This is a genomic window from Bacillus cereus group sp. BfR-BA-01310, assembly GCF_022664325.1.
Lineage (GTDB): Bacteria > Bacillota > Bacilli > Bacillales > Bacillaceae_G > Bacillus_A > Bacillus_A paramycoides.
The window spans coordinates 746,652-770,966 of record NZ_JAKUHD010000001.1 but is presented as its reverse complement, the minus strand read 5'-3'; the positions used below and the strand labels follow the sequence as shown (position 1 = coordinate 770,966).

Here is a 24,315-nt window from a genome sequence, read left to right as displayed (position 1 = left end):
GGTATGAATCTAACAGAAGCTTTACGCCTAATGAAGGAAAAAGGATACAAACATACGGGGAAAAGGGAAGAGATGCTAAGATTATTCGCGGCGCATAATCGTTATTTAACTGCGAAAGATGTTTTAGAACATATGAAGGATGATTATCCAGGGCTTAGTTTTGATACGATTTATCGTAACTTAACGGTTTTTGCTGAAATTGGTGTTTTAGAGCAAACGGAATTAAGTGGTGAAAAACATTTTCGTTTTACATGCTCTATTATGGAACATCATCACCATTTCATTTGTTTAGATTGTGGTGGTACGAAAGAAATTACTTCCTGCCCAATGGATTTTATGAATAAAGATTTTAAAGGTTATGAGGTAACAGGGCATAAGTTTGAAATATATGGTCGTTGTCCAAAATGTGCAAAATGAGAGACTCGTCGGTTATATAACTGACGAGTTTTTGATTTAAATGTAAAAAGAAGGTTGCTCACAAAAATTGTGGACAACCTTCTTTTTTATTGTTCTTGTGTTTCTTTTTCTTTATCTCGTTCGGCAGCCATTTCAGCAGCGATTACATCGATTTCTTTTTTCAGTTCTTCTACCATTGTTTCTTCCGGTACTTTACGAACGACTTGCCCTTTACGGAATAATAAACCTTCTCCGCGTGCACCTGCAATACCGATATCAGCTTCACGAGCTTCACCAGGACCATTTACAGCGCAGCCAAGTACTGCAACCTTAATTGGAACTTGAAGTGTAGAGATGTATTCTTCTACTTCATTAGCGATGCTAATTAAATCAATCTCAATACGACCACAAGTTGGACAAGAAATAAGTGTTGCGGCATTAGATGCAAGACCGAATGACTTTAATAGTTCACGAGCAACTTTTACCTCTTCCACTGGATCAGCACTTAATGAGATACGAAGTGTATTTCCGATACCTTTACTTAAAATTGCTCCAAGACCAGCGGCGCTTTTTACAGTTCCAGCAAACAATGTTCCTGATTCTGTAATACCTAAATGTAATGGATAATCAAAAGCACGAGCAGCTTTTTCGTATGCTTCAATTGCTAAGTTAACATCAGAGGCTTTCATTGATACGATAATATCGTGGAAATCTAAGTCCTCTAAAATTTTAATATGGTGCAGTGCACTCTCAACCATACCGTCAGCAGTGGGGTATCCATATTTCTCTAAAATGTGACGTTCTAATGAACCAGCATTTACACCGATACGGATTGGAATACCGCGCTCTTTCGCAGCGTTTACAACAGCTTCTACTTTATGGCGACGTCCGATGTTACCTGGATTGATACGTACTTTATCAATGCCGCCTTCGATTGCTTTTAAAGCAAGGCGATAATCAAAATGAATATCAGCAACAAGTGGAATGTTGATTTGTTTTTTAATATCAGCAATAGCATTTGCTGCGCGTTCGTCTGGAACAGCAACACGGACGACTTGACAGCCAGCTTCTTCTAAACGTTTAATTTCAGCAACTGTAGCCTCAACATCATGTGTTTTTGTTGTCGTCATACTTTGTATAATTAATTCATTGTTACCGCCAATTGTTAAATTACCGACTTTAACTGGACGTGTTTTTGTACGATGAGTCATTTCATTCACGAATAGATCGCTCTCCTTATAAAAGAAGTTTCTTATTTTAGTCCCTTACATCAATGATAGTATGTGTGAGAAAGGGCTATAGAAACCAAAGTACTCGGTTTCACTTTTACTATTGTATCAGCGCCTTTATATAATTGACAAGGATTAAGTGATTACTTATTGATATAAGGGGAATTTATAAGACTTTCCAACTTGAATTTTTGTGGCAGATGTATTTTTATTTAATTGTTTAAAATCATCAATTACCTTTTCAATAGAAGGAATTTTTTTCTTATTAATTGCTTCTGTAATAGAAAGAACCGTATCACCAGTTTTTACTTCAATTGCTTTATACGCTGCATCTGCTTCTTTTTCTGTTTCTTTCTCTTTATTTTGTTTTGTATCTGTATTTTCTTTATTTATTGTTTGGGCAGCAGTTGTTTTTTTGTATGAACTTAACATCGGTAAAGTACCGATTTTTATATCGTAATAAAATATATAACCGAGAACAAGCACGAATAAGAGTATACCTAATCTCTTCATATCCTTCACTCCTTTGCTAGGAATATATGCTTGTCCAAAAAAAAAATGCCTATTTAGGCATTTTTTTATAATTCTTGTTTTTCTTTCGGTTTTGGAACTTCTTTAATCGTTAAGTATAGAACGATTAAAACAACTGCAATGTAAATAAACGTTGCACCAGGTACGTTTATTTTGAATAAATCCATAATCATAAAGAAGATTGTTGGAATTGTGTAGCTGTAAGCAGTTAATGTCCAAACTTGTTTATAAGATAATTTGCGCTGACCACTCATGGCAGAACCGATGAAGGCAAGTAACGTAACTCCTACAAAGGTAATAAATAATTGGAACAAATACAGTAAAAACCCAATAACGAATAATAAGATTGGATAAATACTGTCAAATAACGAAATGAAATCTTGTAAATCTTTCTTCTCAAGAGATGCACCTAATAAGTCATTATAGGAGTATGTTTGTGTTTGGCCATTTCCCATGGAGACTACTTTATCTTTTAAAACAAATAAACCTGTTTTATTTTGATATTTTTCTAGGTCTGTTGAATTTGGATCAAATACGAAAAGTGCATTTCCATCTTCTTTTTCGATAGGTTGATCGATATCAGCTTTGAGCTCACCATTTTCAATTTTAAAATCAGGTAAATCTTTTTCGATTACTTGATTTACCATGTTAACGCCATCTTGAATAACGCTACCGTACAAGAAAGTTCTTGGAATAGTAGTGATTAGGCAAAGGAGCATAATATACAAAATGGTTTTACCGATTTTTTGAAATCGGAAAAGCGCCATATCTTTAGGCGAATATACGCTTTTTGCTATTTGGGTAAATATGGACATAGATTCACTTCCTTTATGTATGTATAAAATCATTGTAACGTACGAATCTAGAGAAGCTCAAGATATATTATATTTACATATAGTAGAGAGGACTAAATTTCTTCTTATTAATTTTCTACTTTTGAAGAAGAAAAATGCAATTGACACTTTTCTTTTGTATATGGTAAATTTATCTTACATTTCTCAAACAAAATATCCGATAGGAATTTAGTTGTTTTTCAATGTCATATACATAATTGTGGACCCTTAGCTCAGCTGGTTAGAGCAGACGGCTCATAACCGTCCGGTCGTAGGTTCGAGTCCTACAGGGTCCATATCCATTTCACATGTTTATTATGTCAGCAGGAAGCTTCCTTGTAGAAGGGAGCTTTTTTTACGGAATATATGAGCATTTTAATTGAAAAGAAGTGGGAATTTTGCTACTTTAATGATAGCAAGACAAAGCGATTTAGTTGTTTGCACCCTATGGCAATTAGGGTAGAATGAAGTTGTATGTCACATATGTAGTGACAATACATAAACCGGGAGGAATATAACAATGGCAAAACACGAATTACCAAATTTACCTTATGCGTATGATGCTTTAGAACCTCACTTTGATAAAGAAACAATGAACATCCATCATACAAAACATCACAACACGTATATTACAAACTTAAACGCTGCTTTAGAAGGTCATGCAGAATTAGCTGACAAAAGCGTTGAAGAATTAGTTGCAAACTTAAACGAAGTACCAGAAGCAATCCGTACAGCAGTACGTAACAATGGTGGCGGACATGCTAACCACACATTCTTCTGGACAATCCTATCTCCAAACGGTGGCGGACAACCAGTAGGCGAACTTGCAACTGCGATTGAAGCGAAATTCGGTAGCTTCGATGCATTCAAAGAAGAATTCGCAAAAGCTGGCGCAACTCGCTTCGGTTCTGGTTGGGCATGGTTAGTAGTAAACAATGGTGAGCTAGAAGTAACAAGCACTCCAAACCAAGATTCTCCTCTAACTGAAGGTAAAACTCCAGTTATCGGTTTAGATGTTTGGGAGCATGCATACTACTTAAATTACCAAAACCGTCGTCCTGACTACATCGGTGCATTCTGGAACGTTGTAGATTGGAACGCTGCTGAAAAACTTTACCAAGAAGCAAAATAATTAAAGTTAATACAGATAGAAAAAAGCTAGGAGTTTTCTCCTAGCTTTTTTCTATGCTCTCTTTTTACATAATTGGGCTTGTCTTTGGAAGACTAGAACATGAAGTAAAGGAGAGTTGTGTATGAAGTGGAAACATGTAATTGGTGATGTTGAAGTGAATCGAGATTTAGTATTATTGCTCGTTATAGGAGGTTTATACACGCTCGCAATTTCTTTATCGAATACGTTTGTAAACATTTATTTATGGAAGCAAACACAAAATTATGTGAATCTGGGCTTGTATAATTTGGCCAGCGTTGTATTGCAACCTCTAACATTTCTTGTGGGCGGGAAATTAGCGAAGCGTATTGATCGCTCGATTTTATTGCGAATAGGCGTAGGCACGTTAGCTGTTTTTTTTATCGTTGTTTTAGTAGCGGGAAAAAGTGCATCTCACTATATTTTACTAATGGGAGCCCTTTTAGGAGTTGGTTACGGTTTTTATTGGCTCGCTTTTAACTTGTTGACATTTGAGATTACAGAACCAGAAACAAGAGATTTTTTTAACGGTTTTCTCGGACTTCTTACATCTTTCTCTGGAATGATTGGGCCGATAGCAGCAGGATATACAATTTCACGTATGGAAAAATGGAGTGGTTATACTGTCGTTTTCTTCCTCTCGTTAATGCTATTTGCGATTGCAGTCGTTCTAAGCTTTTTTTTATCAAAGAGGGAATGTGAAGGGCGCTATGAAATTGTGCAAGTATTGAAAGAGCGGCAAGTTGATAAAAACTGGGGAGGAATTACACGCGCTCACTTCTTCCAAGGTTTGAGAGAAGGAACGTTTATTTTCGTTATTTCGGTATACGTCTATTTAGCATCTGGTAGTGAGTTCGCATTAGGGAAATATAGTTTAGTTAATTCAGCTGTATCATTTGTATGCTATTATTTAGTCGCCCGTATGTTAAAGAAAGAATGGCGAAAAAAAGCAATTTTAATTGGGGGCATTATTTTATATGCGGTTGTATTTTTAGTTATTTTCAATGTTACATACACGAAATTACTTATTTATGCAGCATGTATCGCGATTGCATATCCTATTTTACTCGTTCCGTACGGATCCATGACATACGATGTAATTGGTAGAGCAAAACAGGCGAGAGAATGGCGTGTAGAATATGTAGTTGTCAGGGAATTATGGTTAAATGCCGGAAGAATTTGTTCCATTTTAAGTTTTTTATGTGCTGTAATATTCTTTCCTCCTGAAAAAAGTTTACCGTTCTTACTATGTATTTTAGGAGCTGGACATTTTCTTATTTATTTTGCGGTTAAAAATGTCAAATATGATGAGGGAAATGTGAACAAAACAAGCGTTGTAGCGCAAGGAACCACGCAGAATCAAACTGAACCAGAAGGTTAACTTCTCGCTTATTTTATGCTAGAATAGAAAAAGATGTAAGACAGCAGTGAGGGCACCTGTATGAAGGTGTCCCTTTCACATTACATAGCTGTTGGTAGAGGGGGTTTGTATGAGCAAGAAGCAGAAAAAGAAAAAGACCCACGTTCCCTTTCGGTTAAACGTGTTGTTTTTTTGCGTGTTTTTAATGTTCTCCGCGGTTATTGTAAGGCTTGGATACGTACAAATTGTTCGTGGTGAGGAATATAAAAATGAAGTTGAGAAAAAAGAAAATTCAACGATTAGTAATCCTGTACCGCGCGGGAAAATATTTGATCGTAATGGACAACCTGTCGTAGATAATGAGCCTATTCGTACCATTACATTTACAAAAATGAAGGGATCAACTGCACCGGATCGCTTAGAAACGGCGAAAAAGTTAGCAGATTTAATTGAAGTCCCAACAGATAAGTTAACAGATCGCGATAAAAAAGATTACTGGCTTTCTTTACATAAAAAAGAAGCAGAGGGAAAAATCACAAAAAAAGATCGTGAAGAGTTAAAAGCGAATAAAATTGACGATAAAGAACTAGATGAGCGTCAACGAAATCGTGTAACAGAAGAAGAGATTAATCAATTGTCAGCAAAAGATTTAGAAATACTGGCAATTAAAAGTAAGATGGAAAGCGGATATGCAATGACGCCGCAAATCGTTAAAAAAGGTGCAACAGAAGAAGAATACGCGATTATTAGTGAGAATTTAGCGAAGTTACCAGGTGTAGATACAAATGTTGACTGGGAGCGAAAATATAAGTATGATGATATGTTCCGAAGTGTACTTGGTGGTGTAACTTCTTCTGATGAGGGGTTACCGAGAGAGAGATTAGATTACTATCTTGTTCGCGATTATAATCGTAACGATCGCGTAGGGAAAAGTTATCTTGAGCAACAGTATGAAGATAGTTTACATGGTACAAAAGCTGAAGTGAAAAATGTTACAGATAAAAACGGTAATATTTTAGAAACTATTAATGTGTCACAAGGACAACGAGGTAATGACCTCAATTTAACAATTGATATGGAATTACAGAAGCGTGTAGAAGAGATTATCACGAAAAATTTATTGAGATTTAAAGGGAGCGAACCCCTTTTAGACCGCGCATTCGTTGTAATGATGAATCCAAAAAATGGTGAAGTTTTATCTATGGCGGGGAAACAATTAGTTAACGAAGACGGTCAAACGAAAGTAAATGACTTTGCGTTAGGTACCATGACAAGTACTTATCCGATGGGTTCAACTGTAAAAGGTGCAACATTACTTACTGGATATCAAACTGGTGCGATTCAACCAGGGGCAGTACAATTAGATGAACCAATTAAATTAAAAGGTACACCTACGAAGTCATCTTGGAAAACGATGGGGTATATTAATGACCTTACAGCGTTAAAAATGTCTTCTAACGTTTATATGTTTAAAACAGCGATGAATATCGCTGGTGTTCCATATGTTAGAGGTGGTACGTTAGATATACCACAAAAAGCATTTGATACTATGCGTTATTATTTTGGTCAATTTGGACTTGGTGTAAAAACAGGCATTGATTTACCAAATGAAACTGCTGGTCAAATAGGTAAAGGAAATCAACCAGGTTTCTTATTAGATTTAGCAATTGGACAGTATGATGCGTATACACCGCTCCAATTAGCGCAATATATTTCGACGATTGCCAATGGTGGATATCGTATGCAACCGCAAGTTGTAAAGGAAATTCGTCAGCCATCGGCGAAGCCAGATGAAGTTGGAAAAGTTGTTCAATCTATGGAACCGAAAGTGTTAAATCGTGTTGATATGCCTGAATCGCAAATTAAACGTGTTCAAGAAGGATTTAGACAAGTGTTTAACGATTCAGGTGGTACAGCTACAAAATACTTTACAGGTGCACCATATAAAGCAGCTGGGAAAACGGGTACCGCTCAAACTGTATATGGCGGAGATAAAGAGATTGGTAAAAATGCAAAAGGTGAGCGTGTTGAAACATATAATTTAACATTAGTAGGTTATGCGCCACTTGAAGATCCAGAAGTAGCATTTTCTGTTGTTGTGCCGTGGGTACATGATGATAAAACAGGGATTAATGGATATATTGGTCGTGAAATAATGGACGCTTACTTTGATTTGAAAAAACAAGCATTAACTGGTGAAGCTCCAAAAGATGAAAAAGAGAAAAAAAATAATACGCAAGGTGATGAATAAAAAAGTTGTAAAAAAAGCACACTATCTGAAAAGATAGTGTGCTTTTTTTTATGCTTTATGCATATGGTTTAGTAAATGTGGACAAGCATAAAGTGTTAAAAAACAGCACATAGTTTCAAAAATAACAAGATGAATGCGTACATTCTTGTATTGTCCTGCGTGATAGGAAGATAACAGTTTTATCCTACAAAAGCCCGATTGGTGAGGGCTAATAATCAGTAGGGGATGGAAGGCCCACACTGATTAAAGTTTCACTTTATGGATGATTAGAAAAGCTTCTGCACCTAAATCACAAAACTTTAGATCAAATTTGTATGTATAGTAATTTTTGTGGAACTTTACAAAACTTTTACAAACAATTAAAACCGAATTAATAGTTTAGCAGTATTCTTATATCTGTAATCCTGTTATTTCCGGTTACTTCTAGGAGGAAGAACACGTGAAATGGATGAGCGTTTCGATTAAAGTTTTGACATTATCGACATGTTTCCTTTGTTGTAGCATGTCTACTGCATTTGCTTCAAATGAAATGGGAGAAGTGAGAGTTGATGGATCCTCAACGGTTTTTCCTATTATAGAGGCAGTAGCAGAGGAATATACGAAGGTTCATCCAAACGTGAAAATTTCTATTAGTATTTCTGGGACAGGAGGAGGATTTAATCGTTTCAGTAAAGGAGAAGTAGATATAAACAATGCTTCGAGAGTGATGAAACAGGTAGAAGAAAATGCGATGAAGAAAAACGCTATTCAGTTTACACCGTTTGAGGTTGCTTACGATGGTCTTACGATTGTTGTAAATCGTCAAAATACGTGGGTAAACAATATGACGATAGACGAGTTACGTCTATTATGGAGTGAAGATGGATGCTTAAAACGGTGGTCACAAATTCATTCATCATGGCCGCGTGAACAAGTGAAATTTTATGCGCCAGGCGTAGACTCTGGTACTTATGATTATTTTCAAAATGTCATCTTACAAAAAAGTCGCCTTGTAAAAACGGTCTCTTTGTCTGAAGACGATCAAGTTATTATGCAAGGGGTAATGAATGATAAAAATGCCATTGCTTTTGTAGGATATGCTTATTATATGGCCAATCGAGATAAGGTGAAAGCAATAAAAGTGAATGGTGTATTTCCAACGAAAGAGACCATTCAATCAGGTACGTATAAGCCATTATCTAGGCCGCTCTTTACTTATGTGAATCATGCATCTATCCGAAATAAAATTAGTGTAGCAAATTATGTTGAGTTTATGATTAAACATGTTGGAAAGCTTGCTGAAGAGGTCGGATATGTAAAATTACCAGAAGAAAAATATAATGAACAGCTGCGAATGTTAACAGAAATAAAAAGGTAATGTCAGGGTGGAAAGGGGTTTTCATCTTTGGCTCATAATGACAAAAGTCAAATTACATTTTCTGTACAACATTTGATTGAGAGAAATACAAATAGAAGAAGAAAAACGCAGCGAATCAATCGAATTGTTCCGTTAATACTAAAAGCAATTGCTAGCGTGTCCATTGTAACGACACTTGGAATTATTATTACGTTGGCAAATGAAACAATTATGTTTTTTCAAAAGATACCATTGTATTCTTTTTTGACTGAGAAAGAATGGTTACCTTTTTTTGAAGATCCGAAATTCGGTATATTACCACTTATATGTGGAACAATTCTTGTAACAGCAATTGCTATGGTTGTAGCAATTCCTATTGGTTTAGGTTGTGCCGTATTTTTAAGTGAATATGCTTCAAATGGTGCCCGGAAAATACTAAAACCGTTGTTAGAACTATTAGCAGGCATCCCGACAATTGTATATGGCTTTTTCGCATTAACAGTTGTCACACCACTTTTACAACGGATTATACCAGATTTGCAGTTCTTTAATGCTATTAGCCCAGGCATCGTTATAGGTTTTATGATGATACCTACGATTGCGTCTCTCTCTGAAGATGCGATGAGAGCTGTGGCAAAAGGCATTAAAGAAGCCTCGTTAGCACTAGGAGCAACTCGTTTTGAGATGGTCAAACAAGTGGTGTTTCCATCAGCTTTTACGGGTATAATGGCAGCGATTATATTAGCAGCTTCTAGAGCAATTGGTGAAACGATGATTGTTGTTATTGCAGCCGGATCAACACCTAATGTATCGATAGATCCGACCCAATCCATTCAAACATTAACAGCATATATTGTACAAGTGAGTTTAGGGGATGCTCCGCACGGAACAATTACTTATTACAGCATGTATGCTGTAGGTGCGACGCTATTTATGTTTACTTTTTTTATGAATATTATTTCGCAATATATTATGCGCCGTTTTAGGAAGGTGACATAATATGCGGATGCTAAACCATAAAAAAATACAAGAAAATATGGCATCACGTTTTTTGAAAGATCGAATTTACAAGTTGTTTTTTTATATAGCAATTTTGTTTTCTGTAGCAATACTTTTTATATTGCTGGTTCAAATTTTTGAAAAGGGTATAAGTTATCTTTCAATAGATTTCTTTACAAACTTCGCGTCACGTAATCCGAAAGAAGCAGGGATTGCTGCTTCTTTATCAGGGACAGTATTATTTATGAGCATTGTTATACCGGTCTCTTTTATATTTGGAGTCGGAACAGCTCTTTATTTAGAGCATTACGCGAAGGACTCCGTCTTTAAAAAGTTAATAGAACTAAATAACCAAACGTTAGCAGGGGTACCTTCCGTTGTGTTTGGTTTACTCGGATTAACTATTTTTGTATATGCTCTCCACTTAGGAGAGAGCATAGTCGCGGCGGCACTGACAATGAGCTTGCTCGTCTTACCAACTGTTGTTGTAGCGAGTCAAGAAGCGATTCGAGCTGTACCGAGTTCATTATTAGAGGCTTCTTACGGATTAGGTGCTACGAAGTGGCAAACAATGTATCAAATTGTATTGCCGGCAGCTTTGCCAGGGATTGTAACGGGATGTACTTTAGCGGTATCGAGAGCAATTGGTGAAGCAGCACCATTGTTAGTTATTGGGGCACTTGCATTTGCAAATTATGTTCCGTTCAGTATGCTTGATAGATTTACGGTTTTACCAATTCAAATTTTTAATTGGATGAGTAGACCACAAGAAGAATTTCAGTATGTAGCAGCAGCTGGGATGATTGTTTTGCTAGGATTGCTGCTCTTTATAAATATATTTGTCTTATGGTTACGAAATCGAAAATAAGTTGGAAGTGGATGAAAGGGGAATTCAAATGGTAGCAACAGTAGTAAATGTACAGGTGAAAAATGAAGAGAAAATCGAGACAGCACCAAAGAAAGTAGTATTTGATACGAAAAATTTAAACTTATGGTACGGAGAAGATCACGCTTTAAAAGATATCAATTTAAGTATTCATGAGAATGAAGTTACAGCAATTATCGGTCCAAGTGGTTGCGGTAAATCAACGTACTTAAAAACGCTAAATCGAATGGTAGAGTTAGTGCCTATAGTTCGAACTACAGGTGTTATCGAATATAGGGAACGAAATATATTTGATAAGTCATATCCGGTTGAAGAATTGCGTACGCATGTGGGAATGGTGTTCCAAAAGCCAAATCCATTCCCAAAATCTATTTATGAAAATGTAGCATATGGTCCGAAAATTCATGGTATTCGTGACAAAAAAACACTTGATGAAATCGTTGAAAAAAGCTTGCGCGGGGCAGCGATTTGGGATGAGTTAAAAGACCGTTTGCATGATAACGCCTACGGTTTATCTGGTGGACAGCAACAACGTCTATGTATTGCACGCTGCTTAGCGATTGAGCCAGACGTTATTTTAATGGATGAGCCAACATCGGCGCTAGATCCAATTTCAACATTAAAAGTAGAAGAACTAATTCAGGAGTTAAAGAAAGATTTTAGTATTGTTATCGTAACGCACAACATGCAACAAGCAGCACGTATTTCAGATAAAACTGCTTTCTTCTTAAGTGGGGAAGTTGTGGAATATACAGAGACAAACAAACTATTTACAACACCTGCAGATAAGCGTACAGAAGACTACATTACAGGACGATTTGGTTGATATCGTTGTAAGGCTAAGAGTAAATGCCCTCTTAACAGAGGGCGTTTCTTATTTTTACCTCATTTTAAAGGGAAGTAATATTTCTTTTATCTCAAAGCCTTAATAAATATATTAGAGGCTAGATAGGGGATTAATATATAATGACACATAATATTGAGGGGGAAGAAACAATGGTAAGAGAACAGTTTCAAGGTGACTTAAAAACGTTACAGCAAAAGGTGATTGAACTTGGTGAGTTAGCAAGAGAAGCTTTATTAATTGCTATGGAAGGTCTTCACAACAGGGATGTAGAGAAAGCGTTAGAAGTCATTGATGGGGATTATCGCATGGATAATTTAGAAGAGGAAATAAATGACCTTGCGCTTATGCTTATTACAAAACAGCAGCCTGTAGCAAGTGATTTAAGAAGAATTTTCATTTCAATTAAAACAGCGACAGACTTAGAGCGTATTGCAGACCATGCTGTTAATATTGCGAAATCGACAATTCGTCTTGGAGAAAAAGAAGTGGTTGTTAGCTTGCATAATCTTGAGGAAATGTTTGAGATTGCTCATAAAATGTTAAATTTAGCATTAGAAGCATACGAGCAAGAAAATTTAACTTTGGCTAAACAAATTGCTGAAATGGATGACTCAGTTGATGAAATATATGGAAAGGCGATTCGTGAATTTATATCTTCTATCCCTGGGCAACCAGAAGCGATTACACAAATTACACAACTATCCTTTGTTGCAAGATATATTGAGCGTGTAGCAGATCATATTACAAATATTGCTGAGAATGTATTTTATTTAGTAAAAGGAAAGCATTATTTATTGAATGAGTAGGGAAAAAAGTAGGTGATGAGAAATCACCTGCTTTTTTTAGTCAAAACATGACAAAAAAAGCTCGTTGTTTCCTTTAGTTTATGATGATAAGATGTATCATAATTAATGGAAAAATAAGTACATAATTGTTAATAATGTCTTATTAATAATTTTACCAAGTTAATAGTAAGCGCTTTCTTTTGGCTGGAATTTAAAAGATACATTCATGTATAAAGTGAAACTTAAATGAGTGGTTTTTATTTTTATCTCACACTGATTATTAGTCCGCACCAATCGGGCATTAACTGCCAGTTAATGCGGGGGAAATGATATACATATGGTATACGGAGTTATTGAACATTATATAAGTGGAGGCTGAAGTATATGAAGGGGGTTATTTTAGCTGGAGGAAAAGGGAGACGCCTTAGACCATTAACGTGTAATACTCCAAAACCGATGTTACCGTTGTTAGAAAAACCAGTTCTTGAATACAATATTGAATTATTACGTCAGCATGGTATTCGTGAAATTGCAATTACAGTTCAATATATGAGTACTGCCATTAAGCAATACTTTGGTGATGGTAGTAAATGGGGAGTTGACTTGTATTATTTTGAAGACTCTCCTCCGCTTGGAACAGCAGGAAGCATTAAGCAAGCGGAAAGTTTTTTAGATGAAACATTTGTTGTTATTAGTGGGGATGCACTAACTGACTTTCAATTGTCAGAAGGAATTGCATTTCATGAACAGAAGAAGAGAATGGTAACGATGTTTGCGAAAGAAGTAGAAAATCCACTCTCCTTTGGGTTAGTTGTAATGAATAAAGAACAAGAAGTTATACGATATATAGAGAAACCGAGTTGGAATGAGGTTGTTTCTAATGTTGTGAATACAGGTATTTATATAATGGAGCCGGAAATTTTTTCTTACATACCATCCATGGGATTTTTTGATTTCAGTCATGATGTGTTTCCGTTATTGGCAAATAAAAACGCATTATTTGCATATTTATCAGAAGATTATTGGCTAGATATTGGTACATTTGATCAATATCGGCAAGCACAATTCGATTTGTTGACGAAAAAATTGAAAGTACCTATTCCATATACAGAAGTATTACCGATGGTGTGGATGGGGGAAGGTGTAACAATTGGGAAAGGGACGAAAATTCATGGTCCTTCTTTTATTGGAGAAGGAGCAATGATTGGTGCGGGGGCTGTAATTGAACCGTACTCTATTATCGGAAAAAATAGTATCGTTTCAAGTTATTCTCATCTTCAAAAAAGTATTGTTTTTGCGAATGCTCATATAGGAAAAAATTGTGAGTTATTAGAAACAACAATAGGAGAGCATACAATGGTCGAAGATGACGTTACACTCTTTCAAAAAAGTATTGTAGCGGACCATTGTCATATCGGGAAAAGTACAGTAATTAAGCAAAAAGGAAAACTATGGCCATATAAGGAGATAGATAGTCATTCAGTAGTAGGTTCTGCCGGTGTTCAAGAGAGTGAAAAGAGTGCAGGATGGCTACAAAAAAGCCGGATTGTAGGAAGAGGTAATGTTGAAATTACTCCTCAATTTATTGTGAAAGCTGCAATGGCTTATGGATCTCTTTTAACAAAGGGGGAGAGTATATTAATCGGAAGTCAGGAAAATATAGAAACAACTTCCTTTAAAAATTTATTCCTCCATGCCATTCATGGCATCGGGATTCATACGATGGAATGTAAAGAAATGAATGAGTCACTTTTTCAGTATGCCATTCATAATTTGCAATGTGCAGGTGGAGTTTTCATTCAAGTGGAAAACGAAAGAGGCATTGTAATACAGCTGTATGGTAAGGATGGCACGTTGTTGACGTATAAGCAGCAAAAAGCGATAGAACAAGTATATATGTCTGAGTCGTTTTATTACGTCTGTGAGAAAGAAATGGGCCGAAATAAACAGGTTCACGTTTCTTTAAATAATTATGTAGAAGCTGTATTAGAGCGCATTGATATTGAAACGATACAAAAACAGAGGTTTCATCTTCTTATTAATAAGAGAAATGATATGTTACAACATTTACTTATGCTCTTTTTACAAAGGCTTGGGTGCACAGTTACATGGATTTATGCGAGTGAACAAAAAGATCATGTGAAAGCTTTGATGAAATCGAGTAAAGCAAATATGGCGCTTATGTTCTCTGAGCACGGAAATCACTTCGAATTATATGATAATCATAGTAATATTTACCAAGGGACTGATTTTGAAGAAGTAGGTATTCCTGATTTATTACTCGAATCTGCAGGTAATATTTACCCAATGTCTTTGAAGCTAGGAGAATGTTATCTTCTCTTTTATATGCATGATGGAAAAAAACCTTTTCAAATAAGATGGAAGAGAGATATTTTATATCGAATTGGAAAATTATTTGAATTAATAGCGTTGCAAGGAAAAACGTTAGTTAGCATAGTAGAGAAATCACCTCCACTTTATCTACTTTATGATGAAGTTGTATGTTCGTGGAAAGAAAAAGGGGAAGTAATGAGGAAATTATTGGACGATATGGAAAGAAAAGAAGAAGGGATATTAGAAGGAATACAGTTCAAATATACAGAAAAAGAGTGGTCTTATATCGTTTCTGATACAAAACAACCAAAATTTTTGGTGTATTCACATGCTAGAAACCCATTAATAGCAAGGGAAAACATGAAAAATCTTATAGAAAAAATTAGACAATATCAAAAGGTGTAGAATTTTTATTTTAAAAGTGGTATTATAGTATAGTCTGATTTAAGTTATTAGTGACTGGAGGGAAATAAGAATGCGTGTGAATATTACTCTAGCATGTACAGAATGCGGAGATCGTAACTATATCTCAAAGAAAAATAAACGTAACAACGCTGAGCGTATTGAGCTTAAAAAGTATTGCAAGCGTGACAAGAAGTCTACGTTACACCGTGAAACAAAGTAAGCAGTAGGAATATTTTCCTACTGTTTCTTTTTTTTTATGCGATTCCTACGTTAAAAGTGATACACTATCTTCGTAGAGTAAAGTGTCACTGCAAGGGGGAAAAGTGTGTGAAGGAAGAGAAAATACGTTTGCGTAAACAAATAATAGAACACATGAATTCTTTATCAGAAGAACAGTATATAACTTTATCGGAACAAATTGCAGTTTCGTTGTATGTGCAAAAAGAGTGGATTGAAGCTAAAACAATCGGAATAACTCTCTCAATGGAAAATGAAGTGGATACATATCCTATTATTGAAAAAGCGTGGAAAGAAGGAAAGAAAGTAGTTGTCCCGAAGTGTAATAGAGGGACAAGGACGATGTCTTTCCGACAAATTAGTAATTTTGAACAATTAGAAACGGTATATATGAATTTGCGTGAACCGATCCCTATGCTTACAGAAGAAGTGGATGCGGATAAAATTAATCTTCAAATCGTGCCAGGCGTAGCTTATACGCAGCGAGGAGAACGGATTGGATATGGTGGGGGCTATTATGATCGTTACCTCGTGCATTATAAAGGGAAAACGCTATCATTAGCTTATGATTTTCAAATAGTAAAACATATTCCGGTAGAGCCATTTGATAAAAATGTAGAAAAAATTATTACAGAAAAAGGAACAATGGTTATAAATGGGCTTGTATAGACAAATAAAAATTGACGAGACTTTTTCTTCTTGATTATAATAAAATATGTGAACGTTTTCTTATTATAATTTTTTATAGTAAGTGAGCATAGAGGGTGATAAAATGATATCCATTTATGATATTCAGCAATTGCTAAAGAAATTTGGCACGATTATTTATACGGGTGATCGGATCGCTGATTTACAATTAATGCAAGATGAGCTACGTGAATTAAATCAATCACAGCTAATCGATCCACAAGACTATCAAACAGCTTTATTTTTGTTGAAGCAAGAAATTCAAAAAGAGATAAATAAGAATTAGATAAAGGTAGGTAAGCAGCATGGAAGAGAAATGGTTGGTTGGTGTTGACCTTGGTGGTACAACGATTAAATTAGCATTTATTAATGTGTACGGTGAAATTTTACATAAGTGGGAAATCCCTACGAATACAAATGAGCAAGGAAAACATATTACACTTGATGTAGCGAAAGCTATCGATAAAAAGTTAGAAGAGTTAGGTGAATTAAAAAGCAAGTTGATTGGTATTGGTATGGGAGCTCCTGGTCCTGTACATGTGGCATCTGGAATGATCTATGAAGCGGTTAATTTAGGATGGAAAAACTATCCGTTAAAAGATTTACTAGAAGTAGAAACAGGGTTACCTGTTGTTATTGATAATGATGCAAACTTAGCGGCGCTTGGTGAAATGTGGAAAGGTGCTGGTGAAGGAGCAAAAGATTTAATTTGTATGACACTTGGCACTGGTGTTGGTGGCGGTGTAATCGCCAATGGTGAGATTGTACACGGTGTAAGTGGTGCTGCCGGTGAGATTGGACATATTACAGTAGTAACAGAGAATGCTTTCCCATGTAATTGCGGGAAGTCTGGTTGCTTAGAAACAGTAGCATCTGCAACGGGTATTGTGCGTGTTGCTATGCAAAAAATACAAGAGACTGATAAAGAGAGTATGTTACGTTCTATGTTAGCAGAAGAGGGGCGTATTACATCAAAAGATGTATTTGAAGCACATGGACAAGGTGATGAACTAGCAGGCGAAGTAGTAGAAAAAGTAGCTTCTTATTTAGGATTAGCTGTAGCAAACCTTTCTAGTACGTTGAACCCTGAGAAAATTGTAATTGGTGGTGGCGTATCTAAAGCTGGTGACGCACTATTAGAGCCAATTCAACGCTACTTTGAGCAATATGCTTTCTCACGCGCTGTAAAGAGCACGAAGTTAGCCATTGCAACACTTGGCAATGATGCTGGTGTTATTGGAGGAGCGTGGCTTGTAAAAAAGCACAAATACGAGGCAAAGATGATATAAGTAGTGAAATATGAGAAGAGGAAGGGGCAGCCCTTCCTCTTTTTATGCAAAATCTTGATGAAGAATAAAACTGCAAATGAATTAAGCTGTTGGTGGGTATCCACTATAGAGAACAGTCATGATTGTAAACCATCCGAAAACGAGTACAGTTGCAATAGCAAAGCCGCTCGCGAATAAGTTTTTTTCACGAAGTGTTCTAAGTGTAGCAAATACAGCTAACAGAGTGACTAGCGCAAAAATAATAACAAGGCCCATACAATATCCTCCTCTGTCTACCCATTATTATAATGAGTTTTTGGAATATTTACTCTTTTATATTGTACATGTTTTAAAAATGATTGTCGAGATAGCATCCTTTCTTTTCCTAAGAGAAAGAAATGTTGTATCATTAAAAGTAAGTTTAATAACTGGAGGAGATTTTTATATGAAATGGACACAAATGCCGTTAGGCCCATTACAAACAAATGCTTATATTTTAATGAACGATCAAAATGAGTGTATTATCTTTGATCCTGGTCATGAAGGAGAGAAACTTGTTACATATTTACAAGAAGAACAATTAAAACCGCTGGCGGTTTTATTAACACATGCTCATTTTGATCATATTGGTGCTGTTGATGCGGTAAGAGACGCTTTTCATATTCCTGTATACGTACATAAAGAAGAAGCGGATTGGTTAGGGGATGCAACTGTGAATGGATCACAAATTTTTATGATGAACCGCAGTATTACAGCAAAACCAGCAGATCATATTATTGATGCAGAGGGTGCATTAACAATTGGTTCATTTAATTTTGAAATTTTTGAGACGCCAGGACATTCTCCAGGGAGCATTTCTTATTATTGTAAAGAGGCAAATGCTGTATTTTCTGGTGATGTATTATTCCAAATGAGCATCGGAAGAACAGATTTACCTGGCGGAAGCTTTGCCGAATTAATTGGAAGCATTGAAGAGAAATTATTTGTATTACCAGATGAAACAGCGGTGCTATGTGGACATGGTCCAGAAACAAGCATTGGTTTTGAAAAAGAAAATAATCCATTTTTACAATAAGGAGTCATTATGGGGATGGAGCTCATTTTAAGAGAATGGATGGGGAAAGAGAAGGATTATTCAATTTCATATAGTATGTATATGAACCTCGTATTGTATACAGAAGAACATGGCTATTATATGAAGGAACGTGACAAGATTGGAAGGCATGGGGATTTTTTTACAAGTAGCAACGTATCCTCTGTTTTTGCAAAAACTTTTGCTAAGTTTTTTACTCGTCTTGTTGAAAATGGTGAAGTTTCTCCAAATATTTGTGAGATTGGTGGGGGAACAGGAAAATTTGCCTATGATGTTTTACAAGAATGGAAACAATTATCTCCGGAAACTTTTATCAATGTAAACTATTCAATTATTGAAGTGAGCCCTTTTCATAGAAAATTACAGCAGGAGAGTCTTTGCTCATTTAATAATGTGTCGTATTATACATCTTATATTGAAATAGGAGAGTCTTTCGAAGGGATTATTTTTTCGAATGAATTATTTGATGCGTTTCCTGTTGAAGTAGTTGAGAAAAGAAATGGAATTTTGTATGAAGTACGTATCACGTATACAGATGATGGGAACCTTGCAGAAGTATTTAGACCGATAGAGAAAAAAATCGGTCGTTACTTATTGAAATATAACATTCATATTGCGGAAGGACAGCGTTTTGAAGTGCCTATTGCAATGGAAGAGTATATAGAAGAGATTGCGAAATGGTTTCAGAAAGGTATATGTATTACAATTGATTATGGATATACAAAAGAAGAATGGATGAATCCTGCACATCATGAAGGAAGTTTAAGAGGATATTATAAGCATAAGCTAATTCGTAACCCTCTTGCATATCCAGGAGAAATGGACCTTACTACTCATGTTCATTGGGATGAGTTGAAGGTGATTTTCGAGCTACAAGGAATGAATACGATATGGCATAGGAAGCAATCAGAGTTTTTGTTAGCAGCAGGAATATTAGATCAGCTTGCTAGCCATCAAGATACCAACCCTTTTTCTGAAACTCAAAAACTAAATCGAGCTATTCGTTCTATGATTTTGAACGGAGGATTAGGTCATGCTTTCGATGTCGTTATACATACGAAAGACATGAAAGATTTATATTTGAATCGTTATTTGTACATGTGAAAAAACAAGACACAGTAATTTCTGTGTCTTGTTTTTTAATACGACTTGTAGTATGTAGCATTATATATTTTCCTCTCATGATATATATTTATATTAAAGATATGAGATGAAAAATATAGAATACGTTCTTTTTCTCTGTCTATTGGTCCCTAACCTAATAATACGCGAACGAGTTGAATAATTGTTTCGTTTTCTACTTTGTAGTAAATTTCTAATCCTTTTCTTTCACTAGAAACGATTTTAGCACTTTTTAACTTTGCTAAATGCTGTGAAATTGTAGATTGTGGCATGTTTAAGCCTGTGTACATTGTAGAAACGTTGCTTGGGCCACGTTCAATTAATCCCTTTACAATACATAAGCGAACAGGATGAGCAAGCACTTTCAATAATTCTGCATTGCTTTCATATAGTTCTATTTCTTTTTGAAAGGTTTCTAACATGTTCTTTTCCACCTCCGTGTGAGCTGTTATACCATACTATACATACCAAAAAATTAGAGAAAAGAAAACAGTTGTTGCAGAAAAAAAGTCCTAAAGTAAAGAAATTGTAAGAAAAGAGACCCTGATGTAAATAAAATAGATAAATTTGTACAGTTTTGTAAAATGATATTTTTGGGTGAAAATTTTGATGCATTTTAAAAATTGAAAGATATAGATATATTTGTAACACAATTTTATCATGATTTTCTTATTCTTTCAAATGAATATACAAAATTTTTAAAATAATGCAAAAAAGGAATTATAATGTTATATATAGAATATAAAACAGGTTAAAATAAAAGAAGCCGAATGTAATCAGCTTCTTTATGGTGATAATGAAATACTTGAGTGTAGCTGATAAATCTTAGCATGATCAAGTCATTAATCATTTATTCTAGAGTTCATTTTTTATCAACTTTAAAAATCTGTTGTTCCATATATTCTCATAAAAATCAATCGTCTCTTGTGCAGACATAAATGAATTATTCAGAGTAGAGGTTGCTTTCTGTACCATGAAGTTTTCGTATCCTAATCCATGAGAAAATTTAATCGTAGCATCCATACAGTATTCTGTTTGGGCACCGCAAAATTCAATGCGATGTACAGATAATTTGTCTAAAATCTCTTTTAAGTTTGTTTTATAAAATGAATTTGCATGTGTTTTTCTTACAAAAAAATCGTGGTTTTGAACATCTAGATTGGCATGAATAGCCCAAAGTTCTTCTTCAGGTACTAATTCTTCATCGCAGTGTTGAACAAAAATGATTGGTTTATGTAATTCTCGATATAAAGCGATTCTATTATTTACTTTAGTGAGTAAATTTTGTAAATCAAATAAATGGTCTCCGTTGTAACATACGCCATTTTGTAAATCGATAACGATTAAAACATCGGCACAAGTCTCCATTATTTTTACCTCTTTCACTTTACAATATATTAATAATTCTATCATTTGAGGATGTATTATGCACTCTTGTTTTGTAATGAATTATAGAAAGATACGAAGAAATCAAAAAAGAATTCGATATATTAGACAACATAAAAAGATGATATGAGAACCAAATTTCATATCATCTTTTTAAATAACTATTTTATCCCGCTATTTGTGGGAGTCGGGCTGCCCGTAAAAGCCCAATTGGTGAGAGCTAATAATCAGTGGGGGATGAACAAAACCCCCACTGATTAAAGTTTCACTTTATTTGTTGAAGAATTTTATTATTCGTACACAGCTTCGTTTCTTTCATTTATGCATTTATAGGTTCTTCTACATAAGAAAGAGCATTCTCGAAATCAGATATTAAATCGTTAACATTTTCAAGACCAACCGATAAACGAAGTAATGAGTTGGAAATCCCTCTTTCATCACGTGCTTCCTGTGATAAAGCTGCATGTGACATTTTTGCTGGATATGAAAGAATAGATTCAACAGCTCCTAGACTAACCGCAAAAACGGGTAATTTAACTTTCGATAAAAATTGGCGCAGTGCATCTTCGGATTGTAAGGTGAAAGATAAAACAGCCCCAGCCGATGTTGCTTGAGATTGTTGAATACTATAGCCAAGATGTGATTGTAATCCAGGATAATAGACATTTTGAACTTTAGAGTGCTCTTGTAAAAAATGTGCAATTTTATTGGCATTGGTAGCTGAATGTTCGAGACGTACATGCAATGTTTTCAGACCGCGAAGCACGAGAGAACAATCTTGAGGTCCTAAAATAGCACCAAAAGCATTTTGTAGAAAGCCGAGCTTTTGAGCGAGCTCTTCATCTTTTACGACAGCTAATCCGGCGGTGACATCGCTATGACCAGCAATAAATTTTGTTGCACTATGAAGTACGACATCGGCCCCAAGATCAAGCGGCTTTTGAAATAGTGGTGTCAAAAATGTATTATCTACAAATGTAAGAGCATTGATTGATTTCGCTAATTCACAAACGGCACGAATATTCGTTACTTTTAATAGTGGATTAGAAGGTGTTTCGATGTAAAAGAGTTTTGTATTCGATTTAATATTTTGTCTCACTTCTTCTAAATTGGTCATATCAACAAATGTGTGTGAAACACCATAACGGGAGAGAACTTCAGTAACAATTCGATAAGTGCCGCCATATACATCTTCTGAAATAAGAACATGGTCACCTTGCGAAAGAAGGAGAAATGCAGTAGAAATTGCTGCAATGCCTGATGCAAAGGCGAATCCTTTTGTTCCACCTTCTAATAAAGCAATGATATCTTCAAGAGCTTCACGTGTTGGATTACCAGATCGACTATAGTCATACTTTCCGAAAGTATCTACATCAAACTGGTGAAATGTTGATGTGTTATAGATGGGAACGTTAACAGCTCCTGTTTGTGAGTCATGCTTATATTGATTATGCAGTAAAAGCGTATCTACGGAATAACTCATATTCTTACACCTTCTTTTACAAGTTTAATGGCTTGTTTTAAGTCTTGAATTAAATCGTTACTATTTTCAATGCCAACGGAGAATCGAAGAAGACGATTGCATACACCGTTTGCCGTTCTGATTTCTTCAGGAATATCAGCATGCGTTTGTGTAGCTGGATAAGTCATTAAACTTTCCACACCGCCAAGACTTTCAGCAAATGTAATTAAGGATAAAGATTGTAAGAATGGATTAATCCATGTTTCATCTTGAAGACGAAATGAAATCATACCGCCTCTTCCTGGATAAAATACATCCGTCACACCGTCTTCATTGTTTAAATAAGCAACAACTGCTTTCGCATTGTCTTCATGTTGTCTCATGCGAAGCGCTAAAGTTTTCATACCACGAATTAATAGCCATGAGTCAAATGGACTTAGGACAGCACCAGAGGCATTATGATAATGAGCGATTTCTTCACAAAGTTCCTTGCCTTTTGCAATGACAAGTCCGCTTAGTACATCGTTATGCCCACCTAAATATTTCGTTGCACTATGAAGTACGATATCGGCACCTTCTGTTAATGGTTGCTGTATATAAGGCGTGTAGAATGTATTGTCTACAATAAGAAGTAGTCCATGCCTTTTTGCTACACTTGCGACAGCTGCGATATCAGTAACTTGCATTAGTGGATTAGTCGGGGTTTCTATAAAAATAGCTTTTGTTTCAGTTGTGATAGCTTGCTCAATTTGTTTAATAGATTGTGTATTTACGTATCTACATCGAACATTCCACTTTTTTTCATGCTCAGAAAATAATCGATACGTTCCCCCATATAAATCTTCAGATACAATAAGTTCGTCTCCAGAACGGAATAACGAAAGGACAAGGAGAACAGCTGCCATTCCTGAGCTACAGGCATAACCTTGATCGCCATTTTCTAGGTCTGCGATTGCTTGTTCTAAAAGACCTCGAGTTGGATTTCCAGTCCTTGAATAGTCAAATCCTGTGGATCTACCAATCCCTTCATGCCGATAAGCAGTTGAGAAATAAACTGGTGGATTAACAGTTCCTGTTGTAGTTTCGCTACGATTCCCGATTTGTGCTAGTTTTGTTTCGATTGTTGACATGTGAAAATTCCCCCTTTGTAAAGTGAACGACTATGTGAATGTAAAATAAAAAAAGCCTTCTAAGAAGAAGGCTTTCGGTTTGAATAGAGTCTTCTTCTCATCTGTCAAATCTTTCACAATTTGCTGGAATTAGCACCTTATTAACGAATGAACGTTAATGGTTGCTGAGGCGTCATAGGGCCAGTCCCTCTACCTCTCTAGATAAGAATGTTCGTATGAAATTTTTATTATGTTTTTAACTTTACAACAAAAGATAATTGAATTGCAACTCTATTTAAAATAATTTTTATTTTTACGCAAGTGTCATTGACTTTTATTTTTGTGCATGCTAAATTTATTAAAAAATTAACAAACATTGTTAAAAGGGGAGCGCATTTCCTTTTAGCTACATAAATAAAATAATAAAGACAAACTCTTATTGAGAGCGGTGGAGGGAAAGGCCCTGTGAAACCCGGCAACCTTCAAACGAAAAGTTTGAAACGGTGCTAATACCTGCAAAACGAATGTTTTGCATAATAAGAGGAGGAACGATTATGTCCCCTCTTCAAAGTGAAGAGGGGGTTTTTATATTGATAGAAATGAGGGAGA

24 protein-coding genes, 1 tRNA gene and 2 riboswitches are annotated in these 24,315 nt (G+C 35.5%); of the genes, 17 read left to right on the top strand and 8 right to left on the bottom strand.

Features of this window, described 5'->3' with window-relative positions:
• Positions 1-3 precede the first annotated feature (3 nt).
• Positions 4-417, top strand: coding sequence for a Fur family transcriptional regulator (locus MR109_RS04045; RefSeq protein WP_025147421.1), 414 nt, complete (start codon positions 4-6; stop codon positions 415-417).
• Positions 418-503: 86 nt separating this feature from the next.
• Here the strand turns inward: MR109_RS04045 and ispG are convergent, their stop codons facing one another.
• From ispG to yqgB, 3 genes are all read right to left on the bottom strand, one after another.
• The gene (gene ispG / locus MR109_RS04040) at positions 504-1,607 is read right to left on the bottom strand and encodes a flavodoxin-dependent (E)-4-hydroxy-3-methylbut-2-enyl-diphosphate synthase (protein WP_162861751.1); all 1,104 of its coding nucleotides are present in this window, start codon (positions 1,605-1,607) and stop codon (positions 504-506) included.
• A gap of 165 nt (positions 1,608-1,772) precedes the next feature.
• Entirely contained in the window at positions 1,773-2,138 is a 366-nt protein-coding gene (locus MR109_RS04035) for a hypothetical protein (protein WP_002173482.1), read from the bottom strand.
• A 65-nt stretch (positions 2,139-2,203) separates the two neighbouring features.
• On the bottom strand, positions 2,204-2,971 hold the full coding sequence (gene yqgB / locus MR109_RS04030) for a protein YqgB (protein ID WP_002173481.1): 768 nt from the start codon (positions 2,969-2,971) through the stop codon (positions 2,204-2,206).
• 240 nt (positions 2,972-3,211) lie between these two features.
• Here yqgB and MR109_RS04025 point away from each other — a divergent pair.
• The 14 genes from MR109_RS04025 to glcK all read left to right on the top strand — a co-directional run bounded on the left by MR109_RS04025 (position 3,212) and on the right by glcK (position 17,555).
• Positions 3,212-3,285 (top strand) — tRNA-Ile (locus MR109_RS04025).
• A 224-nt stretch (positions 3,286-3,509) separates the two neighbouring features.
• A complete protein-coding gene (gene sodA / locus MR109_RS04020; protein WP_002173480.1) occupies positions 3,510-4,121 on the top strand; it encodes a superoxide dismutase [Mn] in 612 nt (203 codons plus the stop codon).
• 121 nt (positions 4,122-4,242) lie between these two features.
• A complete protein-coding gene (locus MR109_RS04015; protein ID WP_071718609.1) occupies positions 4,243-5,520 on the top strand; it encodes an MFS transporter in 1,278 nt (425 codons plus the stop codon).
• 109 nt (positions 5,521-5,629) lie between these two features.
• The gene (locus tag MR109_RS04010; protein ID WP_071718610.1) at positions 5,630-7,750 is read left to right on the top strand and encodes a peptidoglycan D,D-transpeptidase FtsI family protein; all 2,121 of its coding nucleotides are present in this window, start codon (positions 5,630-5,632) and stop codon (positions 7,748-7,750) included.
• A 439-nt stretch (positions 7,751-8,189) separates the two neighbouring features.
• Positions 8,190-9,107, top strand: coding sequence for a PstS family phosphate ABC transporter substrate-binding protein (locus tag MR109_RS04005; protein WP_071718611.1), 918 nt, complete (start codon positions 8,190-8,192; stop codon positions 9,105-9,107).
• 27 nt (positions 9,108-9,134) lie between these two features.
• A complete protein-coding gene (pstC, locus tag MR109_RS04000) occupies positions 9,135-10,085 on the top strand; it encodes a phosphate ABC transporter permease subunit PstC (protein WP_098473259.1) in 951 nt (316 codons plus the stop codon).
• A 1-nt stretch (position 10,086) separates the two neighbouring features.
• Complete coding sequence (gene pstA / locus MR109_RS03995) at positions 10,087-10,953, top strand: phosphate ABC transporter permease PstA (RefSeq protein ID WP_048374197.1); 867 nt, start codon at positions 10,087-10,089, stop codon at positions 10,951-10,953.
• Positions 10,954-10,981: 28 nt separating this feature from the next.
• Positions 10,982-11,797 (top strand): phosphate ABC transporter ATP-binding protein, encoded by an 816-nt coding sequence (gene pstB / locus MR109_RS03990; protein WP_025147430.1) that lies wholly within the window; start codon positions 10,982-10,984, stop codon positions 11,795-11,797.
• Positions 11,798-11,967: 170 nt separating this feature from the next.
• Positions 11,968-12,624: a phosphate signaling complex protein PhoU gene (gene phoU, locus MR109_RS03985; RefSeq protein ID WP_025147431.1), complete on the top strand. Its 657-nt coding sequence runs from the start codon at positions 11,968-11,970 to the stop codon at positions 12,622-12,624.
• 363 nt (positions 12,625-12,987) lie between these two features.
• Positions 12,988-15,342 (top strand): sugar phosphate nucleotidyltransferase, encoded by a 2,355-nt coding sequence (locus MR109_RS03980; RefSeq protein WP_242271146.1) that lies wholly within the window; start codon positions 12,988-12,990, stop codon positions 15,340-15,342.
• A 70-nt stretch (positions 15,343-15,412) separates the two neighbouring features.
• Positions 15,413-15,562 carry a 50S ribosomal protein L33 gene (gene rpmG / locus MR109_RS03975; RefSeq protein WP_001265616.1) on the top strand — a complete coding sequence of 50 codons (150 nt, stop codon included), beginning with the start codon at positions 15,413-15,415 and terminating at the stop codon, positions 15,560-15,562.
• 107 nt (positions 15,563-15,669) lie between these two features.
• Positions 15,670-16,248, top strand: a complete 579-nt coding sequence (locus MR109_RS03970; RefSeq protein ID WP_242271145.1) for a 5-formyltetrahydrofolate cyclo-ligase — start codon at positions 15,670-15,672, stop codon at positions 16,246-16,248.
• A gap of 103 nt (positions 16,249-16,351) precedes the next feature.
• Positions 16,352-16,552 (top strand): YqgQ family protein, encoded by a 201-nt coding sequence (locus MR109_RS03965; RefSeq protein WP_002173470.1) that lies wholly within the window; start codon positions 16,352-16,354, stop codon positions 16,550-16,552.
• A gap of 19 nt (positions 16,553-16,571) precedes the next feature.
• A complete protein-coding gene (gene glcK, locus MR109_RS03960) occupies positions 16,572-17,555 on the top strand; it encodes a glucokinase (RefSeq protein ID WP_002173469.1) in 984 nt (327 codons plus the stop codon).
• Positions 17,556-17,636: 81 nt separating this feature from the next.
• Here the strand turns inward: glcK and MR109_RS03955 are convergent, their stop codons facing one another.
• Positions 17,637-17,810 carry a DUF2759 domain-containing protein gene (locus MR109_RS03955; protein WP_025147434.1) on the bottom strand — a complete coding sequence of 58 codons (174 nt, stop codon included), beginning with the start codon at positions 17,808-17,810 and terminating at the stop codon, positions 17,637-17,639.
• 169 nt (positions 17,811-17,979) lie between these two features.
• Between MR109_RS03955 and MR109_RS03950 the strand changes: the two genes are divergently transcribed.
• Together MR109_RS03950 and MR109_RS03945 are read left to right on the top strand one after the other, a co-directional pair.
• The gene (locus MR109_RS03950) at positions 17,980-18,609 is read left to right on the top strand and encodes an MBL fold metallo-hydrolase (RefSeq protein WP_098473262.1); all 630 of its coding nucleotides are present in this window, start codon (positions 17,980-17,982) and stop codon (positions 18,607-18,609) included.
• Positions 18,610-18,618: 9 nt separating this feature from the next.
• The gene (locus MR109_RS03945; protein ID WP_242271144.1) at positions 18,619-19,731 is read left to right on the top strand and encodes a class I SAM-dependent methyltransferase; all 1,113 of its coding nucleotides are present in this window, start codon (positions 18,619-18,621) and stop codon (positions 19,729-19,731) included.
• 149 nt (positions 19,732-19,880) lie between these two features.
• On the opposite strand, the gene MR109_RS03940 is transcribed toward MR109_RS03945, so the two are convergent.
• The 4 genes from MR109_RS03940 to metI all read right to left on the bottom strand — a co-directional run bounded on the left by MR109_RS03940 (position 19,881) and on the right by metI (position 23,727).
• The gene (locus MR109_RS03940; RefSeq protein WP_000894375.1) at positions 19,881-20,171 is read right to left on the bottom strand and encodes an ArsR/SmtB family transcription factor; all 291 of its coding nucleotides are present in this window, start codon (positions 20,169-20,171) and stop codon (positions 19,881-19,883) included.
• A gap of 433 nt (positions 20,172-20,604) precedes the next feature.
• On the bottom strand, positions 20,605-21,117 hold the full coding sequence (locus tag MR109_RS03935) for a cysteine hydrolase family protein (RefSeq protein ID WP_242271143.1): 513 nt from the start codon (positions 21,115-21,117) through the stop codon (positions 20,605-20,607).
• Positions 21,118-21,454: 337 nt separating this feature from the next.
• Complete coding sequence (metC, locus tag MR109_RS03930; RefSeq protein ID WP_002173464.1) at positions 21,455-22,618, bottom strand: cystathionine beta-lyase; 1,164 nt, start codon at positions 22,616-22,618, stop codon at positions 21,455-21,457.
• Entirely contained in the window at positions 22,615-23,727 is a 1,113-nt protein-coding gene (metI, locus tag MR109_RS03925) for a cystathionine gamma-synthase/O-acetylhomoserine thiolyase (RefSeq protein ID WP_098303811.1), read from the bottom strand. Before metI ends, metC begins: the two co-directional genes overlap by 4 nt.
• Before the next feature lie 94 nt (positions 23,728-23,821).
• Positions 23,822-23,935: riboswitch (SAM riboswitch) on the bottom strand.
• 204 nt (positions 23,936-24,139) lie between these two features.
• A riboswitch (SAM riboswitch) is annotated at positions 24,140-24,249 on the top strand.
• Positions 24,250-24,315: the final 66 nt, after the last annotated feature.